The following is a 24459-nucleotide window of genomic DNA, read 5'->3' as shown; positions in this document are numbered from 1 at the left end:
GGAGCGCCCATCTCAATACAGCGTTCATGGGTTCCCACCTCCTCGCGTCCTGTCACGGTGATCCGCACGTTAGCAACCGGCGTCTTGCCGTCCAACTCATTTTCCGACTGGTTCGCGCGGCGGCTCGCCGCTGCCGGGTTGACCCTCCCCCTACGTCAGGCTTGAGGCTGTGGACGAACGAAAGGGCAGGTCCATGGGCTACACCGTTGGTCAGGTCTCGGCATTCGCCGGGGTCACCGTACGCACTCTGCACCACTACGACAGGGCGGGGCTGCTCTCGCCCGGTGACCGCAGCCGGGCCGGCTACCGCCGCTACGACGATGCCGACCTCGCGCGGCTCCAACAGATCCTCTTCTACCGCGAACTGGGCTTTCCCCTCGACGAGATCGCGGAGATCCTCGCGGACCCGCAGGCCAACGCGCTGGACCACCTGCGCACCCGCCAGCGCCAACTGGCCGCAGAAATAGCCCGGTTGCAGCGGCTGACCGAGGTGGCCGAGCGGGCGATCGAGGTCCAGCAGACGGGAGTCTCCCTGACGCCGGCGGAGCGGTTCGAGGTCTTCGGGGAGATCGCCTTCGACCTCACCTACGCCACCGACGCGCAGGCGAAGTGGCAGGACTCACCGGGACATCGGGAGGCGCTGGCCCGTGCCTCCGCCCACACCAAGGAGGACTGGCGCCGGCTGATGGGTGAGGCCGCCGCCTGGCGCGGGGAGCTGCTCGCCGCCTTCGACGACGGCGAACCCGCCGACGGCGAAAGGGCCATGGACATCGCCGAGGAACACCGGCTGCACGTGACCCGATGGTTCACGCCCTGCCCGCCCGAGATGCACCTGCGCATCGCCGACGACTTCGCCGCCGACCCGCGCGCCTTCGCCCTGGTCGTGCCGCCGTCGCAGCAGCGTCCGGGCCTGGCCGCCTATCTGGCGAAGGCGGTGCACGCCAACGCCTCGCGCCGCGCCGCACCGGTGCCCGCGCCCGTCCCATCCCTGCCGAACGACACGTGAGGAACGACCGATGAGGATCCTGATCGCCACGGCCGGCTCGCGCGGTGACGTCGCGCCCTACACCGGGCTGGGCGCCGCCCTGCGCGACGCCGGGCACGAGGTCGCACTCGCCGCCACGGAGTCGTTCGCGTCCCTGGCCGAGGAAGCCGGGCTGGAGTACCGGCGGCTGCCCGCGAACCCCCACGCGCACGGCGGCGCCCACGGCAGGCGTGAACTGCTGCGGGCCGCCGGCGCGTTCATCACCGAACTGGGCGAGGGCTTCGCCGATGCGGTGGCCGAGGGCACGGACCTGCTCCTGCTGTCGACCACCACCGCCCCGCTCGGCTGGCACGTCACGGAGGCCACCGGGATACCGAGCCTCGGCGTGTACCTGCAACCCACCGCCCCGACCGGCCACTTCGCCCCGACCGTGGCGGGAGCCAGGTCGCTGGGCCGGCTCGGCAACCGCGCAGCCGGGCGGTTCTCCCTGCACATGGCCGACCGGGTCTTCGAGCCGGCGGTGGTGCGGCTGCGCGAACGTCTGGGGCTGCCCGCGCTGACCCCGTCGAGGATGCGCCGGCGGCAGGAGGAGGCCGGCTGGCCCGTCCTGCACGGCTTCAGCACGGCGCTGGTGCCGCGCCCCTCCGACTGGGCCGCCGGCCTCGCGGTGACCGGGACGTGGTGGCCGTACGTCGGCCCGGCCCGGCAGCTGCCGGCGGACCTGGAGGACTTCCTGGCGGCGGGCCCGCCACCGGTACTCGTCGGCTTCGGCAGCATGGCCTCCGGGGAGGGGGAACGCCTGAGCGAGATCGCCGTACGGGCCCTGCGCCGGGCCGGGCTGCGCGGCGTCCTGCAGTCGGGCAGTGCCGTGCTCGCCGCCGACGGGGACGACGTCCTGACCATCGGCGACGTTCCGCACGCCCTGCTGTTCCCGCGGCTGGCCGCGGTCGTCCACCACGCGGGGGCCGGCACCGCGGCGGCGGCCCTGCGCGCCGGGATCCCGTCGGTCGCCGTGCCGGTGACCGCGGACCAGCCGTTCTGGGCCGCGCGACTCGCCGCGATCGGCGCGGCCCCGGAACCGGTCCCGTTCCGCGCCCTGACCGCCGAAGTCCTCGCCGACGGGCTGGCGGCCGTGGTGCGGGACCCGTCGTACGCGAAGGCCGCCGCGGCCGCCGCGCAGCACATGGCGGCGGAGGAGGGTGCGGGCGCCGTCGTGACGGCCGTACGACGGCTCGCAGGTTGAGCCGAGGAGCCGGCCACGGGAACCCTTTTGATCGTCTTTGGCGTCTCCGGCGGTGTACGTGATCGCCGAGACGAGGAGAGGCCGACGTGAAGACACGGCGTGCAGTACTGGTTCTGGGGGCGGCCGTGGCCACCGCCACCGCCCTGCCGGCGGGCGGCGCCCATGCCGCGGGCCGCGGTGTCGTACGGCAGTTGCGGGAACTGGAGCGGGAGCACGCCGCGCGCGTGGGGGTGTACGCGCGGGACACGGCCGACGGCAGGACGGTGGTGTACCGGGCCGACGAGCTGTTCCCCGTGTGCTCGCTGTTCAAGACGGTGGCCGCGGCGGCCGTGATGCGGGAGTTCGACCGGGACGGCGAGTACCTCGCGAAGCGCGTGTTCTACACGGCGCAGGACGTGACGAAGGCGGGCGGGGGCGAGATCACTCAGCGGAAGGAGAACATCGCGCGGGGCCTGACGGTGGCGGAGCTGTGTTCCGCTGCGATCGCGCAGAGCGACAACACGGCGGGGAACCTGCTGCTCCGTGAGCTGGGCGGGCCCACGGCGATCACCCGGCTCTGCCGTTCCCTGGGCGACCCCACGACGCGGCTGGACCGGTGGGAGCCGGAGCTGAACTCGGCCGAGCCCGCGCGGGTCACGGACACCACCAGCCCGCGCGCCATCGGACGGACGTACGCGCGGCTCGTACTCGGCGACTCGCTCGCCCCACGGCACCGAGAGCTGCTGACCGGGTGGATGCTGGCCAACACGACCAGTGGGGGTCGGTTCCGGAAGGGCCTTCCGAAGGATTGGGCCATCGCGGACAAGACCGGCGCCGGCTCGTACGGCACCAACAACAACGCGGGGATCGCCTGGCCGCCGGGGCGACCGCCGATCGTACTGTCGGTGCTCACCACCCGGGCGGAGCCGACCGCGCCGCGTGACGACGAGCTGGTGGCCAAGACCGCGGAGCTGTTGGCGAACGCGCTGGGCTGACGGGGCGGGCGTGGGCGCAGCGGTCCGGTCGGCTACGGCTCGGGTACCGGCGCCGGCGCCGGCGCCGGCGCCGTGAGGTAGCGGGCCAGCACCTCGTGACTGTCCGGAGTGAAGGTGTGCCGGCCGATGAACTCTTGGAGTTCCTGGTACGTGAGCCAGCCGGACCAGGCCACCTCCCCGGGGTCCAGGCGCATGCCCTGTAGCTGCTCGTGGTCGATGACGGCCTCGTGCACACCCATCCAGTGCGGGCTGAGACCGCTCCGGTTGAGGAAGGCGCCGACGAAACGGACCGGCACCTCCATGCCCGTCTCCTCGGCCAGTTCGCGCGACGCAGCGGTCCGACAGGACTCGCCCACGGCTACGGCGCCGCCGAACAGCAGCTCGTACTGATCCGGGAAGCGCGTCAGGTGCCCGGCACGACGATGGACCAGGAACCGCCCCCGCCGGTCGCGGCACACGGTCGCGGCGATCCGGTGCAGCCACCCGTTTCGGATCGCGTCACGACGCTCCACGACCCCGACGTGTCGGCCGTACTCGTCAACTCGTTCCACCAGTTCGCCCATGAACCGCATGATGGCGGACGGCACTGACAGCCGGGTTCTCGCCCTCGGTCCACCAGACGCCCACGCTCTGGCGGACCAGGAGCCAGCCCCTGTCCTCGCGGCGGAACTCCCAGTCGTACGGCCCGCCCATGGCGTACGGGGAGGCAGCAGTCCCGGGCGCGGAATCCGTCACGAACCACATGTAGCCGATGCCGGTGGCCCGGTCCCCCGCCACCTCGAAGTGCGTGTTGAGGATGTGGTGCTGCATGGTCGGGTAGGGGGCCTCCGCCTCTTCCACCTTTGCCCTGATCGCCTGCCTCCCGCGGATCGTTCCCCAGGGCTCGAACTCCAGCACCCCGTCCTCGGCCCAGCAGGCCGACCAGGCGCGCCAGTCCTTGCGGTCCAGCGCCCGCCACCCGCGGATCATGAGTGCGCGCAACGCTTCCTTGTCCTCCAGGGCCCGCAGTCTGCGGGACAGGTCGCCGTCGGCGCCTTTCGCGGAGAGGGGGTGGTTCACTGGGCGCTCGCAGCGGGCCTGACCACGATCTCGTTGACGTCGACCCCGGCCGGCTGGGAAACGGCGTACGCGATGGCGTCGGCGACGGCGGAGGCGGGCAGCGCCACGGCACGGTAGGTCTTCATCGCCTCCCTGGCAGCGGGGTCCGCGATGCCGTCGGCGAGTTCGGACTCGGTCACACCCGGGGAGACGAGCGTGACGCGGATGCTGCCGTCCGGGGACTCCTGGCGCAGTCCCTCGGAGATCGCACGGACGGCGAACTTGCCGGCGCAGTAGACGGCGGCCGTCGGAGAGACCTCGTACGCGCCGACGGATCCGATGTTCACGAAGTGCCCGCCGCCCTGGGCGCGCATCGTCGGCAGGGCGGCGGCGATCCCGTGCAGGACACCCCGTACGTTCACGTCGATCGTCCGGTCCCACTCCTCGACCCTCAGCGCGTCCAGCGGCGAGAGCGGCATGACGCCCGCGTTGTTGACCATCACGTCCACGCGGCCGTAGTGCTCGCGGGCGGCGGAAACGAAGGCGTTCACGTCGGCGGCGTCCGTGACGTCCACACGACGGAACGCGGCCGCGCCGCCGGCTGCGGTGATCTCACGGGTCAGCGCGTCGAGTCGGTCGGTGCGGCGCGCACCGAGGAACACGTGGTGCCCGTCGGCGGCGAGCCGGCGGGCGGTCGCCTCCCCGATGCCGCTGCTCGCTCCGGTGATCGCCACGACCTTGGCTGTGCCTGTCATTCCTGTCATTCCTGTGATTCCTCTCAGTGGGTACGGGGCTCGCACCACCGAGTCTGGGCAGGCCGTGGCGCATGGGCCAGGACGTGTGCTGCCTGGGTGCACCGCACCCAGGCAGCACCACGTCGCCATCGCCTAGCCTGACGGCATGCCCGACAACCAGCTGGGAGAGTTCCTCCGCGCCCGCCGAGCGGGCCTGCGTCCCCACGACGTCGGCATGCCCGGCCACGGCGTGCGCAGGGTCACCGGACTGCGCCGCGAAGAGGTCGCGGTCCTGGCCGGGGTGAACGCGGACTACTACACGCGCCTGGAACAGGGACGCGAACGCCACCCCTCGGCCCAGGTGCTCGACGCCCTCGCCGGCGCCCTGCGCCTGGACCCCGACGCCCACGCGCACCTGAACCAACTGGCCGGGACCGCACCGGCCGTTCAGCTCACCGCCACCGTCCCGGACCACGTCGGCCCCGCCCTGCGGCAGCTGCTCGACGGCTACCCCGGTGCCCCGGCGTTCGTCATCAACCGGGCCCTGGACGTGCTCGCGGCAAACGCCCTCGCCGAAGCCCTGTACTCGCCCTTCGAGCCGGCGGACAACCTCGCCCGCATGGTCTTCCTCGACCCGGCGGGACGGCGGTTCCACACCCGGTGGGACGACACGGCGCGAGCCGTCGTGGGCCACCTGCGCCAGGCCGCCGGCCTCGAGCCCGGCAATCCGCGCCTGCGGAGCCTCGTCCGCGACCTCACCGGGCACAGCGAGGACTTCACCCGCCTGTGGAACACCCACGCCGTGCTGGGCAAGACCTCGGACGTCAAACACTGCCTTCACCCGGACGTCGGTCCCCTGACCCTCACCTACCAGGCCTTCGACGTGTGCGCAGAGCCCGGCCGGCAACTCATCGTCTACCAGGCCGAACCCGCCACCCCCAGCGCCCGGGCCCTCGCCCTCCTCGGTACCCTCCACGCCACCGCGCAACTCGCGTAGCCGAGGAACGCCAGCGCGATGGTGACGACGACTGTGATCACGAGCGGCGATACCAGTCAGCGCCTCGCAAGCCGCCGGCCGATCACACGCCGAGGGGCTCCAGGTCGCGGTGGAAGCGCCGCTCGTCGCGGGCGTGGCGGGTCAGGGCGTGGCCCTCTCCGAGTAGCCGCGTCAGCTCGGACACCGCCTCCGCCCGCAGTCGGGCCGCCTCCTCGCTGCGGCCCAGCATGTCCAGGCTGATCGCCATGTTGGCGGAGCCGGCCAGGGTTTCGGGGTGGTGCGCCCCGAGCGTCTCGTGCAGGCGTCGCACGGCCGGCCGCTCCAGCTCGATCGCGCCCTCCGGATCGCCCAGGTCGGCCCGGGCGTTGGCCAGGTTGAGGTGGGCGAAGACGGTGTGCGGATGGTCGTCGCCCAGCACGTCCCGCATCAGCCGGATCACCTGGCGGAGCATCGAATCCGCCGTGTCGGCCGCGCCCGTGCCCCAGTGGAAGACCGCCAGGTTGTTCAGCGCCGCCAGAGTGTAGGGGTGCCGCTCCCCCGGCACCTTCACGTACTCGCCCACCACCTCCTGCGCCAGGTCGCGCGCCGCGCCCGGGTCCCCCGTCGCGAACAGGTCGGCGGCCAGGTTCAGTTCGCAGGCCAGCAGGTCCGGGGTGACCGATGTGTACTCGGCCCGATAGAGGTTGCGGGTCACCGTCGTCAACCGCAGCGCGTCCTCCGGCTCACCGGCCCGCCGCAGGGACACCGCCAGGTTCTTCGCCGCCGAAAGCGTCCCGGGGAAGGTCCTGGACAGGTGCCGCTTGTAGGTCTCGTACGTCCGGCTCAGCAGCTCCACCGAGTCGCCGTACCGGCCCATCTCGCGCAGGTCCCGGGCCAGGTTCTGCGCGGAGGACAGGGTGTGCGGGTGGTCCGGGCCCAGCACCTCCGTGCGCCGGTCGAAGACCTCCTGGTCGATCTCCAGGGCCCGCGCGTGGCTCCCGATCAGCCGCAGGTTCAACGCCAGGTTGTTAGCGGCCGCCAGTGTGCGCGGGTGCGACTCGTGGAGGATCTGCCCGAAGCCCTCGTGCGCGGCCGCGGCCAGCTCCATCGCCTCGCCGTACCGGCCCAGTGCGCCCAGGTCCATCGCCAGGCCGCTGGTGGTCATGTACGTGTGCGGGTGCGAGGGGCCGAGCACCCTGCGCTGCCGCTCCAGCGTCCCCTCGTCCAGTTCCATCGCCTCCACGAACCGGCCCTGCGAACGCAGGATGTTGGAGAGGTGGAAACTCACGTACAGGTACTGCGGATCGTGCTCGCCCAGGGTCTCCCGCCAGACCTCGCGCAGCTCCGCGCCGAGCGCGTGGGCGGCCTCGAACTCACCGCGCTTCCACAGGTAGCGGACGCGGTCGATCAGCAGCCGGCGCGTCTCCGGCTCCTTGCAGGACCGGGCCCCGGACGGGCCCAGGTGCGGCCAGATCGTGTGGAACCGCGGCCAGTTCTGCGGGTCGTCCACCGGCTCGTCGTCGTCCGGCCGGGCACCCGCCAGGATCCGGTGCACCTCGTGCCGGGCCCGGCTCTGCTCCTCCTCGGACAGCTGCCCCCGGATCACCGCCTGGACCAGCCGGTGGACCTGGATGCTGTTGCCGACCTGGTCGACCTTGGCCAGCGCGAAACGGCCGATCTCCCAGATCACCCGGCCGAGCACCACCTTTTCCCGCAAGGAGGAGTCGTACGGCTTCAGCGCCTCGATCATCTCCCGGCTGTAGAGCAGGTCCGCCGAGATCGGCTCGGGCCCGAGGAACGCGCACAGCTGCAACAGCCGTACGGCGGCCGGGGAACGGGTCTGGAGGCGCTCCATGGACACGTTCCAGGTGGTGGCCACCGGCTCGGGGTAGCCGGCCGGCCGGTTCAGTGCCAGCACGCGCGCGGCCTGTCGGGCCAGCTCCTCGAGGTACGCGGACACGGGTGTCGCGGTCTCCGCGATCCAGGCGCCCGCCTGCTCGACCGCGAGCGGCAGGTCGCCCACCGCCACGGCCACCTGCTCGGCCTCCTCCTGGCCGAGTCCGGAGACCCGGCGCCGGAGGTGCTCGGTGGACTCCTCCCGCAGGAACACGTCCACCGGCAGCGTGTCACCGTACTGCGACCAGGACTGGTTGCGCGAGGTCACCAGCACGTGGCCCGCGCCGCCCGGTGGGAAGAAGCGCCACAGGGCGTCCGGGTCGTCGGCGTTGTCGAAGACCAACAGCCACCGTGAGGAGGGAACGCCCCGCCGCAGCAGGTCGATCGCCTTCTGCGAGGCGGCCGGCATGTCCTCGCCGGTCTGCGTGCCGAGGCGTACGGCCAGCTCTGCGAGGGCCGCGACCACGTCGTCGGTCTGCTCTGCGGAAATCCACCACACCAGGTCGTAGTCGGCCCTGAACCGGTGCACGTACTCCAGCGCCACCTGGGTCTTGCCGACGCCGCCGAGCCCGTACAGCGCCTGAGGCTGCGGCAGCACCACGGCCATGCCGCCGCCGAGTTGGTCGCGCAGGCGCTCCAGCAGGAGGCCGCGCCCGGTGAAAGCGGGGTTTCGGGACGGCGCGTTCCAGATCTTCGGGACGGTCCCGGGGAACCGGGGACCGCTGGTGCCCGTGTCGGGCAGGGCCGGCGGCCGCTCCAGCGCGCGGAGCAGGGCCGCGGTGGCGTGCGCCTCGTCGAGGCGGAAGAGGTCCACCGGGTACCGGTCGCCGTAGGGCGGCGTCGGCCGTAGGTCCTCCAGCCTCAGCAGCACCACCTCGGCGGCGGCCCGGTTCCACACGTCCACGGCGCGGGGCGACTTCAGGTAGGCCCTGGAGAGCATGACCACGGTCCGGGCTGCGGTGTCGACACGTGTGCCTGGGGGCTGCTCCGCGGAAACGTCCTCGGAGGTGAACCGGCAGCCGGCCCGGGTGAGCACCGACCCGATCCAGTCGGCCCACATCCGGTCCTCGGCGGCGTAGGAGAGGAACAGGTCGGCGGGCAGGGCCGGGCGGCGGGTGAAGGCGTCGCGGATGCGCAGCCGCACGTCCTCGGCGATGACCGGCATGGTGGTGATCTCGCCCTCGGTGACCACTGCCGTCAGGCGCTCGTAGGCGGACAGCAGGGAGCGGGGGAGCCCGGCCGCGTCACCGAAGACGGCCAGGGTCTCCTCGTAGGCGTAGTAGGGGCGGTACGGGATCTCCACCGCGCTCCAGTAGGAGGCGAGCTCGTCCCCGCGCAGGCCGCGCGGGAACCGGTCGAACGTGGTGCGGGCCAGGGCCCGGCCCGCGTCCGCCTTCTCCTTCTCGCCCTCGTCGATGCGCATCGGGACCGGGTAGATCCGGATGCCGCGGTCGTTGAACCGCTCGTCGATCCGCCGGGCCAGGGAGGCCGCGCCGTCGATGGACTGTCCGGAGAGGGTGAAGCAGTCGACGAGCACGTCGGGGAGGTGGACGGTGCAGATGTCCGCGACGTCGGACAGACCGGTACGGCTGTCGATGAGGACGTAGTCGTAGTTCCGCTTCATGTCCGCGCGTAAGGCGTCGAGGAACCGGCCGCCGCCGAGCCGGTCGTAGAAGTTGTCCCAGTCGAAGGTGGAGACCGTCGCGGCGTACTCACGGTTCTGCCGGCCCGCCGAGACGAAGTCGAGGGTGCCGCCGTCCGGGAACTCCCAGCCGAGGGGCTCCGGGGAGAGGGGTACGGCGTGCGGCCGGATCCGCGCGTAGTCCTCGTGCCAGTCGTCGGGACGCTGCGCCGGGCTGATCACGGCCCAGGCGTACTCGCTGATCAGGTCGATGACCCCGGTGGTGGCGCCCGGGGTGGCGGGGTCCAGGAAGGGGTGGAAGAAGCGGTGCAGGCCCGGCGCCTCCAGGTCCCAGTCCACGGCGAGCACGCGCTTGCCGCTGGCGGCGAGGATCCAGGCGGTGTTGGCCAGGGCCATGGTGCGGCCGGTGCCGCCCTTGTACGAGTAGAAGGTGACGATGCGTCCGTCACGGCTGTCCCGGCTGTCCCGACTCACTGTCATCCGCTCCCCCGATCGGTGGCGTTGCCGAGGCTCCGCGCAGCGCGAGGACCTCACGGCCGGTCCCGGAGTGTACGACCATGCGTGCGGCCGTGGTGTGACAGATCGCGATATTCGGGTCTGTCAAGCCGTCACGGCGCCGGCGCGCGACACGCCCGGCGCGGGGGGTGTTCGTGTCCGCTGAGCGGCCCCGGGCGTGCGCGCCGGGGGGCCGGGGCGCTCGCCCTGCTGCTAGGCAGGCGGTACCGGCTGCCCTCACCGACAGCCCCGCCGCCCACCGGGAGAGACACCGTGCCCACCCGCACCTCCGTACACCGATTCCGCGCCGGACTGTCCGCCGCCGTACTCGCCGCCGCCGCGCTCGGGGCGCTCCTCCCGCCCGCGCAGGCGGCCGGTGCGGACCCCGGCCCCGGCGGCGGAGGCCCGTACCACGAGGAGCATCTCCAGCGGCAGCTCGAACGGCTCGTCGCCCGGGACGACGGGCCGCCCGGGGTGATCGCCGTGCTCACCCGGGACGACCGGACGCAGGTGTTCACCGCCGGTGTCGGGGACATCGCCACCGGCCGCCGCCCGGACCCCGATGACCACATGCGCATCGCCAGCATCGCGAAGGCGTTCAGCGGGGCCGTCGCCCTCCGACTCGTCGACCAGGGGCTCCTCTCCCTCGACGACACCATCGGCGACCGTCTCCCCGCCCAGCCCGCCGCCTGGCACGCGGTGACGCTGCGCCAGCTCCTCCAGCACACCAGCGGCCTGCCCGACTTCTCGGCCGACCCGGAGTTCCTGCGCATCCTCCAAGCCGACCCCCGCCACGTCTTCGACCCGCGCGCGCTCCTCGGCTTCGTCGCGGACGAGCCGCTGCTCTTCCGTCCGGGCGTCCTGTACGAGTACTCCAACTCCGACAACATCGCCGTCGCCCTCATGGCGGAGGCCGCCACCGGCCGCCGGTACGAAGACCTCCTCGAGGACCTCGTGTACCGCCCCCTCGGGCTGCGCCGCACCAGCCTGCCCCTGGGCTACCGCCTCCCGCACCCGTTCCTGCACGGCTACGACGTCGCCCCGCCCGCCGAACCCGAGGACATCAGCGAGGCCGTCGGCGCCTCAGGGGTCTGGGCCTCCGGAGGCATCGTCTCCACCCCGAGGGAACTGGGTGCGTTCATCCGCGCGTACGGTGGCCCCGCCCTGCTGTCGCAGAGCACCCGTAAGGAGCAGCTCGCCTTCCGTCCCGGCGACTCCTCCGAGCCGGCGGGCCCCGGCACCAACGCCGCCGGACTCGCGATCTTCCAGTACACCACCCGCTGCGGCGTGCTCCACGGCCACACCGGCAACTTCCCGGGCTACACCCAGCTCGCCGCCACCACCCCCGACGGCACCCGTTCGCTCACGTTCTCCATCAACACCCAGACCAGCAAGAGCAACAAACCCGGCCTGCTCGCCCTGCTCCGCACGGTCCAGGAAGACTTCGCCTGCGCCCTCCTCAACGACCACTGAGTTTGAGGTCTCACGCTCTGGCAGGATGGGGTGCTGCATTCCTTCGCCCGCGAGGTGGTCTTTTGAAGAAGGTGGCACTGCGTCCTTACGCACTGTTGCCTCGGCAGTACGACAGCAGGAAGGTCCTGGCTTCCACCGTGGATGCCTGGGGAAGAACCCTGTGGTTGCTCTGCCCGGATGCCGTCTTCCCTCCGAACCCGTACGGGAGGGCCCGGCCTCGGCCCACCAGGTTGCCCTTCGACGGTCTGGTCGTCATCAATGACGCAGCAAAGGTGGAGGAGCGGGTCCTGCACGGGGTGTCCTTCGTGCCGGTCCGACTTGACTCTCTGCCCAACGGCCGGCTCGTCCTGCAGGGCAGCGGTTCCGACGGCGACCGCAATGCTCTGATATTCGGTCGTGACGGCCGACCGCGGCAGCGTTTCGCCATGGGTACCGCGGTGGAGTTCATGATGGCGGACCGTCGGCACAACCTGTGGAGTGCCTACTACGACGAAGGGGTCTACGTCGACCCCATCAGCGCCGCCGGCCTGGCCCGATGGGACAGCGGGGGCAACCACCTGTGGGAGTACCGCCCGCCCCGGGGCGTTCCGCACATCGACACCGTCTACGCCCTCAACGTTGCCGAATCGGCGGCCTGGGCGGTCTACTGGCCCGATTTCCCGCTCCTCGAAACGCAGGCCGACGGGCGGAGCCGTGCGTGGAAGAACCCCGTGGGTTCGCCTCTCGGCCTGGCGGTCCAGGGGAACCGGATCCTCTTCCTCGGCGGCGGTCCGCGTGATTCCGGCCGACGGGACCGACTGCACTACTGCGGCCTGACCGATGGCGAAGCCGTCGTGGTCGAGGAGGCCGTTCTCACCATGCCCAACGGATCACCACTGACGGGATACGGGCGCCCGGTCGGCCGAGGGCCGAGGCTGTACCTGTACGGCCGGTTCGCGAAGCAGTGGTACGTGCTCAGCCTGTAGCCGGAGTGCCGGGAAGCGCGTCGGGTCGAGTGGCGCCCGGGGTCAGGTGGAGCGCAGGCGGGCGAGGGTTTGGTGGAGTTCGTCGCGCAGGACGTCGCCCGCCGCCTCGGCGTTCGACGCGGCGATGGCGTCCACGAGGGCGGTGTGGCCGGCGTCGCCGTGGTTCGGGTCCTCATCGCGCAGGCCCAGGAGGTCGACGAGGTCGATCAGCGCCTGCTGCAGTGCCGGAACGAACTCGCCGAACAAGCTCGTGAGGACGGGGTTGTGGGCCGCCGCCACGACGGCCGCGTGCAGCGCGATGTCCGCGTCGACGAAACCGGTCGTGCTCCCGGCCGCGGCCTCGCGGCGGCGGTCCAGGGCCGCGCCGATGAGGAGGAGGTCGTCGTCCGTGCGGCGCCGCGCGGCCAGCTGCGCCGCCTCCACCTCGATCAGCATCCGGACCTCGTAGATGTCGCTGATGGCCGCCCGCCGCATCCGTGTGGGCCAGTCCTCGGCCGGCTCGGTGGCGATCACGAACACGCCCGCCCCCTGCCGGGCCTGCACCAGGCCGGCCCCCGCCAGTGCACGCAGGGCCTCCCGCACCGTGGAGCGCCCGATGCCGAGCGCCTTCGCCAGCGCCGTCTCGGCGGGGAGTTTGGTGCCGACCGGCCAGTGGCCCCCGGTGATCTGGTCCCGCAGGTGCTCAGTGGCCTGTTCCACGAGCGGGCTGGGGCGAAGGGCACTGAGGGGCATGTTGTTCACCAATCAGGTTGTCTGAGGAGCTGAGTTGTTGTTAGTTTACCGCTCATGACGCTGCGTGGCCTCCTCCTCGGCTGCCGCTGCGGGGCCCGCATCTGACCGGCTCCCCGCAGCGGGGCTCGGCCGTGCCGGTCAACCGTAGGTCGACCGAAGGAAGTTCACCCCGCCATGCGATCCCCGCAGCCCACCCCGTACCCCACCCTGCGCACGCCGTCCGGCGCCGTGCCCGACGGCGCACCGGCCTGGAACCCCCAGCGGCCGAGCCGGATGCCGCACGACCGCTACCGGTCCGCCCACGAGCGAGTGCCGCTGCCCCTGCAGGACCGAACCTGGCCGTCCCGGCAGTTGACCCGGGCCCCACTGTGGGTGCCCGTCGACCTGCGGGACGGCAACCAGGCCCTGGCCGAGCCCATGGACATCGCCCGCAAGCTCCGGATGTTCGAGCTGCTGTGCACCATGGGGTTCAAGGAGATCGAGGTCGGCTACCCGTCGGCCAGCCAGACCGACTTCGACTTCGTACGTCACCTCGCGCAGAGCGACGCGGTCCCGGACGACGTGACGGTCTCGGTCTTCACCGCGGCCCGGCACGACCTCATCGACCGGACCCTCGCCTCCATCGAGGGCCTGCCCCGTACGCTCGTCCACCTGTACACGGCCACCGCGCCCACCTGGCGCGACGTCGTCCTGGGCCGCACCCGGGAGGAGGTGCACGCGCTCATCCGCGAGGCCGCGACGTACCTGATGCGGCGCGCCGAGGAGCGGCCCGGCGCCGGCATCCGGTTCGAGTTCTCCCCCGAGGTCTTCAACCTCACCGAGCCGGACTTCGTCCTGGAGGTCTGCAACGGCCTGACGGACCTGTGGGAGGCGAGCCCCGACCGTCCGGTCGTGCACAACCTGCCCGCGACGGTGGAGATCGCGACCCCGAACGTGTACGCCGACCAGATCGAGTACATGGACCGCCACCTGGCCCGCCGCGACGCCGTCATCCTCTCCGTGCACCCGCACAACGACCGCGGTACCGGCGTCGCCTGCGCCGAACTGGCCGTCCTGGCCGGCGCCCAGCGGGTGGAGGGCTGCCTGTTCGGCAACGGCGAGCGGACCGGCAACGTCGACCTGGTCACCCTGGCCCTCAACCTCTACGCCCAGGGCGTGAACCCGATGGTCGACTTCTCCGACATCGACGCCGTACGCGACGTGGTGGAGGAATGCACCAGGCTGCCCGTGCATCCCCGCCATCCCTACGGCGGCGAACTCGCCCACACGGCCTTCTCCGGTACGCACCAGGACGCCATCTCCAAGGGCATGGCCCACCACGCCGAGCGCGCCCGCCATTTGGGCGTACCGGTGGGGCGTGCGCCGTGGGAGGTGCCGTACCTGCCCGTCGACCCGGGCGACCTCGGCCGGACCTACGAGGCGGTCATCCGCATCAACTCGCAGTCCGGAAAGGGCGGCATCGCGCACCTGATGCAGGTGCACCACGGCCTGGACCTCCCCAAGCCGATGCGCCCGGACTTCTCAGGCACGGTGCAGCGGATCACGGATGCCGACGGGCGGGAGCTCTCGCACAAGGATCTGTGGGAGCTCTTCCACCGTACGTACATCGCGCCCGCCCAGGACGGACCGCACGCCCTGACCGCCTGGCGGACCGGCCAAACGGCTCCGGGAGTCCACGAGTTCGTCTGCACCCTGGACTCCCGGGCCGGCGCGGGCGGCGAGCGCGAGCTGGTGGGTACCGGTAACGGGCCGCTGTCGGCCTTCGCGGACGCCCTGGGCAGCGGGGGGATCGCCGTCGACATCCTCAACTACGCCGAGCACTCCACGGCCGCCGGCCCCGGCAGCCCCGCCGTCGCCTATGCCCGGTGCCGGGTGGACGGCGTCACCTGCTGGGGCGCCGGATGGGACACCTCGATCCTCTCCGCGTCGGTGCAGGCCGTCCTCGCCGCCGTCAACCGCGTGACCCGTCCGACGGGTTAGAAGCGCTGGACGATCTCGCAGGTGTTGGGCGTGACGAGGAAGTCACGGGAGGCCCGGTCGGCAGCCAGAACGTCGAAGCCGGAGCCGCAGTCGATCCGGTCGAAGCCGCCGTTACGGCTCACGATGACGTCGTTGCCGCCCCGGCCGATCATGGTCACCGTGATCAGGGTCGGGCCGTTCCAGCCGTCGAGGTCGATGAGCCGGTCGGGGCCGCCGCCGCCGACGAGGATGTCGTTGCCCAGCCCGCCGTTGAGTTCGCTCGGGAGGTCGGTGTCGTTTTGCGCCGTGTCGTTCCGGTCGCCGAGGTTGGCGACGATCCGGGTCACGCCCTCGCCATCGCAGAGCACCGTATGGCCGCTCCCCGAGCAGCCCTGGCCCGCGGTGAGGTTGCTCGTCGTGTCGGTGACCAGCAGGGTTCCCGCGCTGAAGGTGTCGAAGGTGACGGTGTTGGTTTCGCCGGGCAGGGCGGTGAAAGTGAGCCGGCCGTTGACGATCGACACCAGGGCGGGGCTCGCGGAAGCGGGGCTCGCGAAGGCCATCGTCAGGGTGAGTGCGGCCACGGCGGGGGCTGCCGTGCGGACAGCGGTACGGAGACGGGAAGCGGTCGTCGAGCTCATCGGTGCTGCTCCTTGCGGTCGGCGCGTACGGATCGCCACACTGGCTACCCGGAGTGACCGCTCCGCTCACCGATGCGCCAAACAGCTACCTCGTGTGCCGCACCGGGCACCCCCGACCGGCCCACGCGAGGGGGGCAGGACAACGCGCGCAAACGGCGGCGCAGCACGACGAGACCGAGACCGGCGGCGCCGGCGAAGGCCACGCCGACCCCTCCCACCATCACGGCGACGTCCTGGTGCGGCTCCGCACCCCCTTCGAAGCCGGCCTTGATCGCGGACACCTCGCCGCCATCGGGAGTAGCGAGGGCGCTCGCCGCCGGGAAGGAGACCGCCATCGCGGCGCCCACGGCGATGACGGCGGCACGCACGTTTGCACGCATCAGTTTCTGGAACCCTTTACGCACCCGCCCGCTGCGAGCGGCGGAAGTTTCGGTAGACCGCGCCTCGACGCCGGCAGCGGCCGGTGACGTGAATGCACCGGCACCAAACCTATATCGGTATGTCAGGACATGGGGAGATTCCTGAGATTCCTTTCAGGGTGGCGCCCCGGGCCCCCGCGGAGGTGGTTGCCGGCCGGTGGAGAGGGTGTCGTACTCTCCGCTGTCATGAGCATGGATCAAGCCAGACCGGCCGAAAACCCGGCCCCGGTCCGCACTGCGCGGTTCGAGTACACCCCCACCGCCGCGGACTACGACAAGGCCCTGTGGCGCTACACCCTCCACTCCTGGCCCGGGCGCACCCGCCACCTGCCGCTCCTCTACGCGGCCGCGGCCGCCGCGTTCGCCGTCAGGGCGTGGAAGTTCCACTTCGACCAGACGGACGTCATCGTCATGGGCACGATCTGCGCCGTCGTGGTGCCCGTCGTGCGCCAGTGGCTCCGCAGGCGCCGGGCGCGGGGTCAGTACGCCACCCACGCGGAGCACGGCGCCTGTCTCACCACGGTCGGCGAGGACGGACTGACCACCACCGGCACATCCGGACAGACGGACACCGCTGAGTGGAGCTCCTACCCCTGGTGGTTCGAGACACCCGAGCTGTTCGTCCTCACCGGCAGCATGGAGTACATGTTCGTACTGCCCAAGCGCGGTGCGGCCGGCCCCGAGGACCTCGACCGGACCCGCGCCCTGTTCACCCGGCACCTGCGGCGCATCTGAGCGGACCGGCCGCGGGCCCGCCGACCGCGCCGCAGTCGGTGGTCCAGGTCGACTACGGCGCCCGAGCCGAGGTTAGGAGGTGCGCTTCAGCGTCCAGGTGTTGGGGTTGAAGCTGGGGACGGCGGAGTAGCGACAGCCGCTCGAGTAGTACGTGCTGGTGATGGTCCAGCCGGCGGGCGGCCAGGTGGAGGCGCAGGCGTTGACCTGGGTGCCGACCGGGTAGCCCCTGAGGTCCTTGATCTGCTTGGTGTTGGGCGTGAAGCCGGAGCCGCACCCGCCGCTGTTCCACCACTGCACGTCCACCCAGCCGTCGGGGGTGAGCGTGCTGGAGCACATGGTGAGCGTGTCGCCGGGTGCCGCCGAGGCGGGGCTCGCGGTGACCGCGAGGGCGGTGACGGCCATGGTGGCCAGAGCGGCGGCGTAACGGGTGCGGATCACGGATCATTCCTCTCGGCACGCTGGGATCGCCGCCGACCGTCGGCAGGCCGTGCCAGGCGCCGCGTCATTGCTATCCGACCGCATCAGGCTGCAGAAAGTCACCTTTTGGGCATATCCCTGCGACAGTTGGCTGGCACATGACACCTGTCATACGGCACACGTGATCCGCGGCTCTGCCCCCCGCGCGTCTCCGCCGAGCAGACTGTGATCACCACACCGACCACGGGGGCAGCATGAACATCCTGAGCAGGAAAACGGCGCAGGCCGAAGCGATCGACACCAGGGTCCTGGCACCCGCGGACTATCGGCTTCCGGTCTGGTTCTTCGCCTTCGAAGGCGTCCTCGCAGCCGCCTTCGACATCCTCAACGCCTTCCCCACGGCGTGGCCCGTACTGCTGGTCCTGCTGGCCGTGAACATCACCGTCTCGCTGACCATGATGCGCAAGCGCCTCAAGCTGGCCAAGGCACTGTGGCGCGGCAAGGAAACCCGCAGGATCGCCTTCGCGCTCATCGCCCTGCGCGTCGGCAGCCACTTCGCCATGAACGCCCTGGGCCTGGCCGTCACCTCCACCCTCGGCCACGCCCTGTTCGCCCTCGCCATGGGTGCGACCACGATCGGCCTGCTCGCGTACTCCCAGAACACCGCCATCCGCGCCCTCACCACCAGCTGATACGGCTACTGCCCCGCGCCCTCGGCACCCTCGGCACCGAGGTACGGATAGTCGGTGTATCCGGTCTCACCGCCCACGTACATCAGGTACCGGTCGCGGATGGGGTTGAGCGGGGCGCCGGTGCGCAGCCGCTCGACGAGGTCGGGGTTGGCCAGGAAGGCGCGGCCCAGGGAGACGAGGTCCGCTCCCGCGGCCAGGAGCCGCTCGGCCTCGCGCCTGCCGCCGTCCGCGGGCAGCGGGCCCGGCCACGGCAGCGACGGGTTCGCGATCAGCGGGGCCGGCCAGTGCTTGCGGATGTGCTGGAACAGGGGCTGGTCCGGATCGGCGAACACCACGTGCAGGTAGGCGAGACCGGCCTCGGAGAGCGAGTCGACCAGCGCCTGGTAGACGGCCTCGGTGTCGTCCTCCAGCATGGAGTTGGCCGTGACGCCGGGGGCGATGCGCAGCCCCACCCGTCCGGGCCCGACGGCGTCGCAGACGGCCTCCACGACCTCCCGCACGAACTGGATGCGCCCGGCCACCGTGCCGCCGTAGCCGTCGGTGCGACGGTTGGTGCCCGATGCCAGGAACTGGTGCAGGAGGTAGCCGTTGCCGCCGTGCACCTCCACTCCGGCGAAACCGGCGTCGACGGCCCTGCGGGCCGCGGCGGCGAAGTCGGACACGGTGGTGCGGATGTCGTCGGAGGTCATCTCCCGTGGAACGACAGCGGGTTGGTGCCCGGTGGATGTGTAGATCGTCTCGGGCAGCGGGACCGGTGAGGGCGCGAGGGGCGTCATGCCGCTGTTGTCGGGGTGGCCGACGCGGCCCCCGTGCTGCAGCTGCAGGAACATGCGGCCACCCGCGGCGCCGACCGCCTCGGTCACGCGCCGCCACCCCGCGACGTGCGCGTCGTTGTGGATCGCGGTGATGTTCGGGTACGTCTGACCGACCGCGTTCGGCGTGGAGGCCTCGGCGATGATCAGTCCGGCGGAGGCGCGCTGGGCGTAGTACGTGGCCATGACGGGCGTCGGGACGCCGTCCGCGGTGGCACGGTTGCGGGTCATCGGGGCCATCACCAGCCGGTTGGGCAGGTGCAGGGCGCCGAGTCCGGCAGGGTCGAAAACGGTCGTCACAGTGGTGTTTGTCCTCGTGTAGGGCATGGAGGGCATGAGCCTCGGAAACGTCTGGGGGGCGGCTCCACTCTCGGATGCGTGGCCCGGCCGAACAAGAGCAAGATCTTCTACGATCGGTGACTCAGACTCACCGATGGGGGACGGCCGTGGAGCGCCACGAGATCGAAGCATTCCTGACGCTGGCCGAGGAGTTGCACTTCAGACGTACGGCCGAACGGCTCGGCCTGGCCCAGGGGCGGGTCAGCCAGACCATCAAGAAACTGGAGCGCCGCATCGGCGTACCGCTGTTCGAGCGGACCAGTCGGCGCGTCGCCCTGACGCCGACCGGGCGGCAGTTGCGGGAAGACCTGATCCCCGTACGGCGGCAGCTGCAGCGCGCCGTCGACCGCGCGGTCGCCATGGGGCGGGGCATCACCGGTACGTTGCACGTCGGTTACTCCAGCGCCATGGTCGCCGAGCTCCTCCTGAAGGCCACCGACACCTTCCGCTCGCGCTATCCGGACTGCGCCGTCGAGATCCAGGAGGTGCAGCTCTTCGACCCGTTCGGGCCGATCAGGAACGGTCAGGTCCAGGTACAGGTCAGCGAGCACCCGGTGCGGGAGCCCGATCTCACGGTCGGGCCCGTCGTACTCCGCGAGCCCCGGGCGCTCATGGTGCCCGTCGGGCATCCGTTCGCGGGGCGTGCCTGCGTGTCGCTGGAGGACCTCGCGGACACGACGCTGCTCGCCATGGCCGGGGCCGTCCCGCAGTACTGGCTGGACTACCACTACCCGCGTCGCACTCCATCGGGCAGACCGATCCCGCACGGCCAGCCCACGACGTACTGGACGGAGGTGGTGAACCTGGTCGGCCTGGGCAAGGGCGTCACCCCGGCGAGCCGGGCCGCGGAGCGCTTCCACAGCCGGCCCGACGTGGCGTGGGTGCCGTTCCGGGACGCCCCGCCCGTCGAGTACCGGTTCCTGTGGCCGACATCCGGTGGGAACGCACGCGTACGGGCCTTCGTCGAAACGGTCTGCGAGGTCGGCGGCATCGATGCGTCAAGCCACCCGGAAACACCCTGAGGACGGGCAAACCCGCACGGACGACAACTGGTCGACCGATCAGGACGGTTGGGAATCAGCACCCCAAACTGGTGATCGATTTTCGGCCGCCGGATAGGTATGATCCCCGGCAGCAAGGCCGTAGCGCAGAGGTCGTCGCGCCCACGCATCGAGCTGGAGGACGTCGGTTCGAATCCGACCGGTCTTGCGTCTACTTCCGCAGTTCTCGTCTCAAGTCGTGATGGACGCCGGGCACCGGCGAAGAAACCGGTGGAGTGGTGATGACACAGCCGACACCCGTACGGTGCCCCGCGATCGAGCACCCCGACATGCCGCCGGCCGATCCGGCCGGCCTCGACCCGCTGCTCGCCCGGCTCGCCGCGGACCGCCCCGTCGAGACCGACGAGGCCTTCCCGCTCGGCACCCTGCGCGCCGACGGCCGCGTCGACCTCTGCAAGCAGGGACTCGGCCCGGCCGGCGCGGCCCGGCTGCTGCCGGCCGCGGCCGCCTCCGCGCACGCCACCCACCTGCTCCTCGGCACCAACGCCATCGGCGACACCGGCGCCCACACCCTGGCCGGTGTCCTTGCCGGCGGTCACGGGCTGCACACCCTCTACCTCGGCTGCAACCGGATCGGCCCCGACGGGGTGAGCGCCCTCGCCGGCGCCCTCGCCGACGACACCACCGTCCGCGCCCTCTGGCTCAAGCGCAACCCGCTCTTCGGGGACGGCGCCCGCATCCTGGCGGCGCTGCTGCGCCGCAACACCACCCTGCGCACCCTCGACCTGGTCAACACCGGGATCGGCGCCGACGGCGTACGCCTCCTGCTCGACGCCCTGCGGGACCGCGCGCAGCCCCTCGAACGGCTCTTCCTCGGCGGCAACGGCCTCGGGCCCGACGCCGCCCCGCTGCTCGCCTCCCTGATCCGGGACGCCGGGGTCCGCGAGCTGTACGTCCCGGCCAACCACCTCGGCGACGAGGGCGCCACGACCCTCGCCGCCGCGGCGGCCGCCTCCGCGCACCCGGTACGCCTCGGGCTCGGCGGCAACGGCATCGGCGCCGCCGGAGCGCGCTCCCTGGCCGCGTCCCTCGGCGGCATCGAAGCCCTCGACCTCGGCCGGACCATGTCCGAGCGCAGCCTCGGAGCGCCCGGCAACCACCCCGGCGACGAGGGCGCGTACGCCCTGGCCGCCGCCCTCCCCGGCAGCCCCCTGCGCCGTCTGGAGCTGCGCCACACCGGCCTCACCGGACGCGGCGCGAAGAGCCTGCTCGCCGCGGTGCCCGCCGACAGCCCCCTGGAGTACGTCGGCCTGGGCCCCGGCCTGCCCCGCCGCGTGAAGCGCTCCTTCACCGAACGGCTCCGCCCCGCCCGGGCCGCCCACCCGGACGTCCGCGCCATCGGCAGCGTGTACCGGTGAGCCTGGAGAACGCCGAACTGCACGGCGGCTTCAGGCGGGAGGACGGCCCGGCATGGCAGCGCATCCGCCGCTACGCCGTGCCCGGCTGGATGATCGAGCAGGCCACCGCGCACCGGCTGGCCGGTGACTGGCGGGCGGCCTGCGCGACCGCCGCCGTGGACGTCGGCTTCGAGCTGCCCGAGCTCGAAGCCCGCTACGGCGCGGCCGTCGCCGAGGCCGTCGCCGAGGACCTGCGGCACCTCGCCCCGGAGCTGCTGCGCTGGCACCTGCCGCGGCTCCTGGGCGGGCGCACCACCATCGCCCCGGACCTGAGGATCCTGCTCGCCTCGTACGGCGGCCCCGGCGGGCCGACCCTGTCGGTCACCACGCCCCTCATGACGGAAGGCCCGCAGCGGCTGCGCCTGCACTGCGCGCCGGTCGTCGCCAAGAAGTGGAACGTGTACACGGGACACGGCTTCGTCTCGGAGGACTGGACCGCGGCCCGGCCGTTCTGGGACGCCCGGTGCGCGTCCGAGCTGGGCGCGCGCTTCGCCGACCCGGACGGCCTGGCCGAGCGGATCGCCGCCCTGCGGGCCGGCGGACACACGGTCGAGGCCTACGCGGCGGCGGGCATCGAGTGCGACCTGACGGTCCCCACACCGCAGCCGTACGAACGTCCGGCGGACCCGGAGGCCCTTCTCGGACGGATGCCGATCGACCTGAGCCGGCTCGTACCGGAGGTGGCCCGGCTCGTGGCGGCCGGCGCGGCGGACCGGTACCGGATCTCCGCCAGCTGGCGCTCCTACCTCCTGCTGGAACACGCCGGTCCCGGCGGGCTGCGGGCCCGCATCATCGAACAGGCCGAGGCGCTCGCCGTCCCGCCCCTGCCCCGGTACGCCTGGCAGCGGCTCCCCGACCTCGAACTCGTACGGTCCGGCCGGATCACCCCGCGCGAACTGCACCCGCTGGTGGCCGCCGCGCTGTTCCCCGACGCGGGCCCGGCCGTCGGCCCGCCCGGCCCCGACACGGGAGGGCCCGTACGGGTGCGCTGCCGCGGCGGCTGGCACGAGGTGCGCTCGCGAGGCGGCGTGCTCGACGTCCCGCACACCCCGGAGGAGCAGCAACGGGAGCGCGCCATGCGGGCCTTCGGCGGTGCGGTCTCGGGGTGCTTCGCCGTGCAGCAGACCTGGACCACGGGCGAGGGGCGGCTGCCCCGCGCCCTCAGGGCCCAGCGGCACGATCTCTTCCTGCGCGCCCAGCACGGCGACACCCCCGGTGTGACGGCGCTGCTGGACGCGGGCGTGGACCCCCGGGTCCGGGACGCCCGCGGCCGCGGGCTGCTGCACGCGCTCCACCTGCTCGACCACGAGGTACTGCTGCCGCGACTGCTGGCGGCCGGACTCGACCTGGAGGCGCGGGACAAGGCGGAGCGCACCCCGCTGCTCTCCGCGGTGCACTGGGGCGGTTCGGCGGACCTGGTCCGGGCCCTGCTGGCGGCCGGCGCCCGGATCGACGTCATCGACGAGATGGAACTGTCGCTGTCCCAGGAGATCCGCCGCTACAAGCGCACCGACCTCGCCTTCCTGCGGGAGCGCGTCGACGAGGAGTTCCCCGACATCGGCGCGGACTGGTTCGACGAGCACATGGAGTACCGCGAGGACGACGAGGACGACGAGGACGAGGACGCATGAGCGCAACCCGGCCGCAGCCCGCCCGCGCCCTGGCCGCCGCCGACGCCCTGGGTGCCCGGCTGAGTGCCACCCGCACCGAGCCCGCCACCAATCCCCAACTGGAGGCACTGGCCCTGGCGGTGACGGCCAATCAGCCCGTGCTGCTGTGGGGCGAGCCCGGCATCGGCAAGTCCGCCGGCATGGAGCAGCTCGCCGCCGCGCTCGGCGTCCGGCTGGAGACCGTCATCGCCAGCGTCCACGAGCCCTCCGACTTCGCGGGCCTGCCCATCGTCGGCGAGGACCCCGCGACCACCGGTGTCCCCATGGCCCCGCCGGACTGGGCGGTGCGCCTCGCCCGCACCGGCCACGGGCTGCTGTTCTTCGACGAGCTGTCGTCCGCCCCGCCGGCCGTGCAGGCGGCCCTGCTGCGCGTGGTCCTGGAACGCCGCGTCGGCAGCCTCGAACTCCCGGCGGCGGTACGGATCGTCGCCGCGGCCAATCCGCCCGCCAGCGCCGCGGACGGCTGGCACCTCAGCCCGCCGCTCGCCAACCGCTTCGTGCACCTCGACTGGACGCACAACCCGCGCACCGTGGCCCGCGGCATGGCCGGCACCTGGCCCGAGGTGGCGATCCCGGCCGTCGATCCCGCCAAGGCCTCCGGGGCGGTCGCCCGGGCCCGCGGCGCGGTCTCCGGCTTCCTCACCGCCCGGCCGGGCCTGGTCCACCACATGCCGGCCGAGGCGGCCGGGCGGGGCCGCGGCTGGCCCTCCCCGCGCACCTGGGAGATGGCCCTGCGGCTGCTGGCCACCGGGTACGCGGCCTCGACGGGCCGGGAGGCGCTGGCCGCCGCGCTCACCGGCGCCGTGGGCGAAGCCGCCGGCATCGAACTGCTCTCGTACCTGGAGCACCTCGACCTGCCCGACCCGGACCGGGTGCTGGCCGACCCGGACGCCTTCGCCCTGCCCGAGCGCGGCGACCGGCAACTGGCCTTCCTCATCGCCGTGGTCGCCGCCGTGCAGAGCGAACTCACCCGCCCCCGCTGGGAGGCGGGCTGGGCGGTCCTGGCCAAGGCCGTGGACGCGGGCGTGCCCGACGTCGCCGCCCGCGCCGCCGCCGACCTCGCCGCGATGCGCGACCTCGACTGGCCGGTGCCCGCGGGCATCGACGCCTTCGTGGAACTGCTCCAGCTGTCCGGCTCCCTGCCGGGCGGCGACTGAGCCCGGCCCC

General features: G+C 72.3%; 22 protein-coding genes and 1 pseudogene. 14 read left to right on the top strand and 9 right to left on the bottom strand.

Features of this window, described 5'->3' with window-relative positions; all coding sequences use genetic code 11:
• Window positions 1-193: 193 nt before the first annotated feature.
• The 3 genes from ACFTXQ_RS06170 (at window position 194) to bla (ending at window position 3202) form a co-directional block, all read left to right on the top strand.
• Window positions 194-1006 (top strand): MerR family transcriptional regulator, encoded by an 813-nt coding sequence (locus ACFTXQ_RS06170; protein WP_382636744.1) that lies wholly within the window; start codon window positions 194-196, stop codon window positions 1004-1006.
• A 10-nt stretch (window positions 1007-1016) separates the two neighbouring features.
• Complete coding sequence (locus tag ACFTXQ_RS06165; protein ID WP_382636359.1) at window positions 1017-2228, top strand: glycosyltransferase; 1212 nt, start codon at window positions 1017-1019, stop codon at window positions 2226-2228.
• Window positions 2229-2314: 86 nt separating this feature from the next.
• Window positions 2315-3202, top strand: coding sequence for a class A beta-lactamase (gene bla, locus ACFTXQ_RS06160; protein WP_382636358.1), 888 nt, complete (start codon window positions 2315-2317; stop codon window positions 3200-3202).
• A 32-nt stretch (window positions 3203-3234) separates the two neighbouring features.
• Here the strand turns inward: bla and ACFTXQ_RS06155 are convergent, their stop codons facing one another.
• The 3 genes from ACFTXQ_RS06155 to ACFTXQ_RS06145 are packed head-to-tail and all read right to left on the bottom strand — an operon-like array spanning window position 3235 to window position 4995.
• Window positions 3235-3765: an NUDIX domain-containing protein gene (locus ACFTXQ_RS06155; RefSeq protein WP_382636357.1), complete on the bottom strand. Its 531-nt coding sequence runs from the start codon at window positions 3763-3765 to the stop codon at window positions 3235-3237.
• Window positions 3740-4261 carry a nuclear transport factor 2 family protein gene (locus ACFTXQ_RS06150; protein ID WP_382636355.1) on the bottom strand — a complete coding sequence of 174 codons (522 nt, stop codon included), beginning with the start codon at window positions 4259-4261 and terminating at the stop codon, window positions 3740-3742. Before ACFTXQ_RS06150 ends, ACFTXQ_RS06155 begins: the two co-directional genes overlap by 26 nt.
• Window positions 4258-4995, bottom strand: a complete 738-nt coding sequence (locus ACFTXQ_RS06145; protein WP_382636354.1) for an SDR family oxidoreductase — start codon at window positions 4993-4995, stop codon at window positions 4258-4260. Before ACFTXQ_RS06145 ends, ACFTXQ_RS06150 begins: the two co-directional genes overlap by 4 nt.
• Before the next feature lie 145 nt (window positions 4996-5140).
• On the opposite strand from ACFTXQ_RS06145, the gene ACFTXQ_RS06140 reads away from it, so the two are divergent.
• Window positions 5141-5971, top strand: a complete 831-nt coding sequence (locus ACFTXQ_RS06140; protein WP_382636353.1) for a helix-turn-helix transcriptional regulator — start codon at window positions 5141-5143, stop codon at window positions 5969-5971.
• Window positions 5972-6053: 82 nt separating this feature from the next.
• Here ACFTXQ_RS06140 and fxsT read toward each other — a convergent pair whose 3' ends face one another.
• Window positions 6054-9968, bottom strand: a complete 3915-nt coding sequence (gene fxsT / locus ACFTXQ_RS06135; RefSeq protein ID WP_382636351.1) for an FxSxx-COOH system tetratricopeptide repeat protein — start codon at window positions 9966-9968, stop codon at window positions 6054-6056.
• A 288-nt stretch (window positions 9969-10256) separates the two neighbouring features.
• Here fxsT and ACFTXQ_RS06130 point away from each other — a divergent pair, with 288 nt between their 5' ends.
• Together ACFTXQ_RS06130 and ACFTXQ_RS06125 are read left to right on the top strand one after the other, a co-directional pair.
• Window positions 10257-11456: a serine hydrolase domain-containing protein gene (locus ACFTXQ_RS06130; RefSeq protein WP_382636350.1), complete on the top strand. Its 1200-nt coding sequence runs from the start codon at window positions 10257-10259 to the stop codon at window positions 11454-11456.
• Between the two features lie 425 nt (window positions 11457-11881).
• On the top strand, window positions 11882-12421 hold the full coding sequence (locus tag ACFTXQ_RS06125) for a hypothetical protein (protein ID WP_382636349.1): 540 nt from the start codon (window positions 11882-11884) through the stop codon (window positions 12419-12421).
• A gap of 42 nt (window positions 12422-12463) precedes the next feature.
• On the opposite strand, the gene ACFTXQ_RS06120 is transcribed toward ACFTXQ_RS06125, so the two are convergent.
• Window positions 12464-13153, bottom strand: coding sequence for a FadR/GntR family transcriptional regulator (locus tag ACFTXQ_RS06120; RefSeq protein WP_382636347.1), 690 nt, complete (start codon window positions 13151-13153; stop codon window positions 12464-12466).
• Between the two features lie 174 nt (window positions 13154-13327).
• On the opposite strand from ACFTXQ_RS06120, the gene leuA reads away from it, so the two are divergent.
• Entirely contained in the window at window positions 13328-15133 is a 1806-nt protein-coding gene (gene leuA, locus ACFTXQ_RS06115) for a 2-isopropylmalate synthase (protein ID WP_382636345.1), read from the top strand.
• Here the strand turns inward: leuA and ACFTXQ_RS06110 are convergent.
• Entirely contained in the window at window positions 15130-15750 is a 621-nt protein-coding gene (locus ACFTXQ_RS06110) for a hypothetical protein (protein WP_382636344.1), read from the bottom strand. The two genes, leuA and ACFTXQ_RS06110, sit on opposite strands and share 4 nt — an antisense overlap.
• Before the next feature lie 44 nt (window positions 15751-15794).
• A complete protein-coding gene (locus tag ACFTXQ_RS06105; protein WP_382636342.1) occupies window positions 15795-16130 on the bottom strand; it encodes a hypothetical protein in 336 nt (111 codons plus the stop codon).
• 225 nt (window positions 16131-16355) lie between these two features.
• On the opposite strand from ACFTXQ_RS06105, the gene ACFTXQ_RS06100 reads away from it, so the two are divergent.
• The gene (locus ACFTXQ_RS06100) at window positions 16356-16904 is read left to right on the top strand and encodes a YcxB family protein (RefSeq protein ID WP_382636341.1); all 549 of its coding nucleotides are present in this window, start codon (window positions 16356-16358) and stop codon (window positions 16902-16904) included.
• Window positions 16905-16976: 72 nt separating this feature from the next.
• Here the strand turns inward: ACFTXQ_RS06100 and ACFTXQ_RS06095 are convergent, their stop codons facing one another.
• Window positions 16977-17342, bottom strand: coding sequence for a hypothetical protein (locus ACFTXQ_RS06095; protein ID WP_382636340.1), 366 nt, complete (start codon window positions 17340-17342; stop codon window positions 16977-16979).
• Window positions 17343-17575: 233 nt separating this feature from the next.
• Here ACFTXQ_RS06095 and ACFTXQ_RS06090 point away from each other — a divergent pair, with 233 nt between their 5' ends.
• Window positions 17576-18013: a hypothetical protein gene (locus ACFTXQ_RS06090; protein WP_382636338.1), complete on the top strand. Its 438-nt coding sequence runs from the start codon at window positions 17576-17578 to the stop codon at window positions 18011-18013.
• Window positions 18014-18018: 5 nt separating this feature from the next.
• Here ACFTXQ_RS06090 and ACFTXQ_RS06085 read toward each other — a convergent pair whose 3' ends face one another.
• Window positions 18019-19152, bottom strand: coding sequence for an alkene reductase (locus tag ACFTXQ_RS06085; protein WP_382636336.1), 1134 nt, complete (start codon window positions 19150-19152; stop codon window positions 18019-18021).
• Window positions 19153-19271: 119 nt separating this feature from the next.
• On the opposite strand from ACFTXQ_RS06085, the gene ACFTXQ_RS06080 reads away from it, so the two are divergent.
• The 5 genes and pseudogenes from ACFTXQ_RS06080 to ACFTXQ_RS06060 all read left to right on the top strand — a co-directional run bounded on the left by ACFTXQ_RS06080 (window position 19272) and on the right by ACFTXQ_RS06060 (window position 24449).
• Complete coding sequence (locus ACFTXQ_RS06080; protein WP_382636335.1) at window positions 19272-20186, top strand: LysR family transcriptional regulator; 915 nt, start codon at window positions 19272-19274, stop codon at window positions 20184-20186.
• Between the two features lie 114 nt (window positions 20187-20300).
• Window positions 20301-20373, top strand: a pseudogene (locus ACFTXQ_RS06075).
• 73 nt (window positions 20374-20446) lie between these two features.
• Entirely contained in the window at window positions 20447-21583 is a 1137-nt protein-coding gene (locus ACFTXQ_RS06070) for a gala protein (RefSeq protein ID WP_382636333.1), read from the top strand.
• Window positions 21580-23253 (top strand): ankyrin repeat domain-containing protein, encoded by a 1674-nt coding sequence (locus tag ACFTXQ_RS06065; RefSeq protein ID WP_382636332.1) that lies wholly within the window; start codon window positions 21580-21582, stop codon window positions 23251-23253. Before ACFTXQ_RS06070 ends, ACFTXQ_RS06065 begins: the two co-directional genes overlap by 4 nt.
• Complete coding sequence (locus ACFTXQ_RS06060; protein WP_382636331.1) at window positions 23250-24449, top strand: AAA family ATPase; 1200 nt, start codon at window positions 23250-23252, stop codon at window positions 24447-24449. Before ACFTXQ_RS06065 ends, ACFTXQ_RS06060 begins: the two co-directional genes overlap by 4 nt.
• Window positions 24450-24459: the final 10 nt, after the last annotated feature.

The organism is Streptomyces sp. NPDC057010 (genome assembly GCF_042673805.1).
Taxonomy (GTDB): Bacteria; Actinomycetota; Actinomycetes; order Streptomycetales; family Streptomycetaceae; genus Streptomyces.
The sequence above is the reverse complement of the archived record's forward strand: the minus strand, read 5'-3'. Positions and strand labels throughout refer to the sequence as shown.